The following is a 2,710-nucleotide window of genomic DNA, read 5'->3' on the forward strand; positions in this document are numbered from 1 at the left end:
ACTACCTCGCGGCTCTCGATCGCGAACTCGACACCGATCCGACCGACACCGATTCGCCGTTCTGACGAGAAACCAGCACTCGCGCGCGACCACGGCTAGATGATCAGATTTCTACGGTTTCTCGTGATCGCCAACAGCCGGCCGAACTGCCCGGGGACCGCGGGCTCTCTGCCTCGCTCAAGAAATCGGCCCGTGCACGACCCTGGGGATCGTAGACCGGCTCGACGCGTCCGGTTTCAACCTTGGCCACGTCAACCCCGCGAATTCCGTGAGCGGCGATCGTGTCGCGCATGGCCGGGAAACGCGGGCTCTCGAAATGGGCTGCCAGCGCCGCCTGATCCTGCCAGCGCTCGTCGACGTAGATCCGTCCGGGTGTCAGCGGATCGGCACTCCACACATCGTCGAGACATCCAGGTAGTTCGCGGGCCTCACGCACGTGCACGCAGCCGGATTTCAGGGCCGCCTCACACCGCTCCGAGTCCGCGTCCACAGTTCCTGCGATGATGATCAACGAGCGCCCCTCCTTTTCACTTCGGGTATGGCTGAAAACTGCCCGAGAGATCTGCGGGGCCCAGATAGAGCGGCTGGAACCGACGCTCGGCGAAGTACCACACACCGCCCTCGCACAGGTAGCGATCGCCGTAGATGCCGATCGTGATGAGCGGTCGGCCGCCGGCCAATCGTGCGTGCTCGGTGATCGTCCAGTGCCCGTGGCCCGCCTCGGCCTCGACCGAAACCTGACCGGTGGAGGGAAGTTGGACGGCCGATTCGAATCCACTCATCAATCTCTGCCAGAGCGCATTCAGCTCGCCAGGCCCGTGCGCCACCTGTCCGAGGATGTGCCATGAACCCTTCTCGGTCCAGGTCGATGTCCAGCAATCGCCGTCCGCCCGGGTCACCGCGTCTGCATGACGCGCGACGTTGATGACCTTCAGCTGCGTGAACTCCGCGACGCCTTCCCGGCCGAGCTCGGTACCGAAGGCGGGCGTCACGGGCAGAGCCCGGACCGGACACACGTGGACGGCTGGCGGAGATCGGGTCCGCAAGAACGGCACTCGGCTGAGAGTTCTCGAAACGCCGAATACACGTTGTGCAAGTCACAATGAAGGGCGGCCACGAAGGCGTCATCGTGGATGCTGTCGGCCAGGCCGCATCCCGAGGATCTCCGCCGTGGTGGTCCCCGAGGCCTGACAGTTGGAGAACGTCGAGGAGGCCTTGAAGCAAGTGGTCGCCCGACGTCATCCACTCGTTGCTACGTATCGATAGCGACGATCGTCATCTTGCCACCGCCATAGCCTTCGAACTCCACTTCGACGTCGATTCGGCTCGCGGGTTTCTTGAGAATCGCGCTCTCCTCATCCGACAAGGAATCGAGAGTCTCCTCGACCGAGGTCGAACGCACGTGCGGAAAACCATCCCCGCACAACAGTGCCGCCATGATGTTGGCGACTTCGCGATAGGCATCGGTGAGGTTCTGGTCGAGCTTGCCGTTCTTGACCGCTCCTTCGGCGGCGCTGGCCGGGATCATCGCGAGCGATGCTCCCATGGCCGCTGCAACGGCAAGATCCACCTGGCAAAGAGCGACGAGACGATCGTCTCGCGTCATGTAGCGCGCGGTATGACAGGAGTCTTCGAACGTGTTGGGGCCGCGAGCATCCGCTATCGAGACGTCTTTCCCAACGAGCGAACCCAGTTGCGTGCCGAGTTCGGCGATTTCCGGCATTCGGATCTTCGGCATGATCTTCGTAGTCCCCTTTTAGTCAAGAATCTTGCTGAGCACAGATTCCATCGTCTCGGCTGTGAAAGGTTTGGTCAAGAAGGCGACGGCACCCGCGCCGTCCGCTTCTTCGCGCATCTCGGCGGTGCATTCTGACGTGATGAACGCGAAGGGAATGCCCAACTCTTTTTCGTTCATCTCCCGAGCCAACTCGATGCCGGTCATCTCAGGCATGTTCCAATCAGTCAAGACGACATCCGGCGCATCCGCTTCGATCTTGGCGAGTGCGTCGATACCGTTCTCCGCCTCTTCGATGTCGTGTCCGCCGAAGCCCGCCTGGCGAAGCGTTCGCGTCACGATCTTCCGCATGATTCCGCTGTCGTCGACGATCAATATCTTCATTCTCTCGAATCTCTCCCGCTCAATGGGTTGCGGTCGGCTTGAATACCCACTCAATCGGCCTGTCGTCGTTCATGCTGGAGTCCAACTAGCGACCACTCAGCTAGTCTTTCGTTCCCAGTCCTGTACGGCTTCGTTCAGGACCAGGGGTTCCACCAGATTCATGATAAGGAGAACACTGGAGAAAGAGGGTTGCCCATCTCGCCGTATCGCGCGGAGGAGGCCGATGAGCTGCATATCAAGATGTCCGAGTTCGATCGTCACTCTCCAAAGCGAACGTGCGAACCAGCTGCGATCCGACGCGTCTCCCGGACTTCGCGCATCTTGAGCAGGCCGGCCTTGAACGCGAGCTTGCCGATCGCCGTCTGCCCCTCGATCTGTCCTCGAACGACCTCCATCCGAGCATCCTCGTCGATCAGGCCCCGGGCGACCAGGAAGGCGCCAAGTTCGTTCCGACTAGCAGGCTGCGGAAGAACGCTGGTGGCGTAGCGGAAACCGGGAGCTCGAGGGGGTTTTCCCGGGAATTGAGCGCGGAATCGGGGTTTCGCCGCCGGTGAGTGTCCGGCTCGTGACCCGCGCGGCGCTCCGTTCGGG

The 2,710-nt window shown here is 61.8% G+C and carries 5 protein-coding genes; all 5 read right to left on the bottom strand.

Annotated features, from left to right (window positions below; translation table 11 throughout):
• Nucleotides 1-103: 103 nt before the first annotated feature.
• Entirely contained in the window at nt 104-511 is a 408-nt protein-coding gene (locus GY937_08245; GenBank protein ID MCP5056703.1) for a hypothetical protein, read from the bottom strand.
• A 16-nt stretch (nt 512-527) separates the two neighbouring features.
• On the bottom strand, nt 528-1,046 hold the full coding sequence (locus tag GY937_08250) for a hypothetical protein (protein ID MCP5056704.1): 519 nt from the start codon (nt 1,044-1,046) through the stop codon (nt 528-530).
• A 206-nt stretch (nt 1,047-1,252) separates the two neighbouring features.
• Nucleotides 1,253-1,738 carry a hypothetical protein gene (locus tag GY937_08255; GenBank protein ID MCP5056705.1) on the bottom strand — a complete coding sequence of 162 codons (486 nt, stop codon included), beginning with the start codon at nt 1,736-1,738 and terminating at the stop codon, nt 1,253-1,255.
• Nucleotides 1,739-1,756: 18 nt separating this feature from the next.
• Nucleotides 1,757-2,119, bottom strand: a complete 363-nt coding sequence (locus GY937_08260) for a response regulator (protein MCP5056706.1) — start codon at nt 2,117-2,119, stop codon at nt 1,757-1,759.
• A 257-nt stretch (nt 2,120-2,376) separates the two neighbouring features.
• On the bottom strand, nt 2,377-2,514 hold the full coding sequence (locus GY937_08265) for a hypothetical protein (GenBank protein MCP5056707.1): 138 nt from the start codon (nt 2,512-2,514) through the stop codon (nt 2,377-2,379).
• Nucleotides 2,515-2,710: the final 196 nt, after the last annotated feature.

The organism is bacterium (genome assembly GCA_024228115.1).
Classification (GTDB): domain Bacteria; phylum Myxococcota_A; class UBA9160; order UBA9160; family UBA6930.

What these genes read in the sequence shown, in the direction of transcription:
- GY937_08255 (MCP5056705.1), bottom strand. Translation starts at nt 1,738, where the DNA reads ATGCCGAAGATCCGAATGCCGGAAATCGCCGAACTCGGCACGCAACTG.
- GY937_08260 (MCP5056706.1), bottom strand. Translation starts at nt 2,119, where the DNA reads ATGAAGATATTGATCGTCGACGACAGCGGAATCATGCGGAAGATCGTG.
- GY937_08265 (MCP5056707.1), bottom strand. Translation starts at nt 2,514, where the DNA reads ATGGAGGTCGTTCGAGGACAGATCGAGGGGCAGACGGCGATCGGCAAG.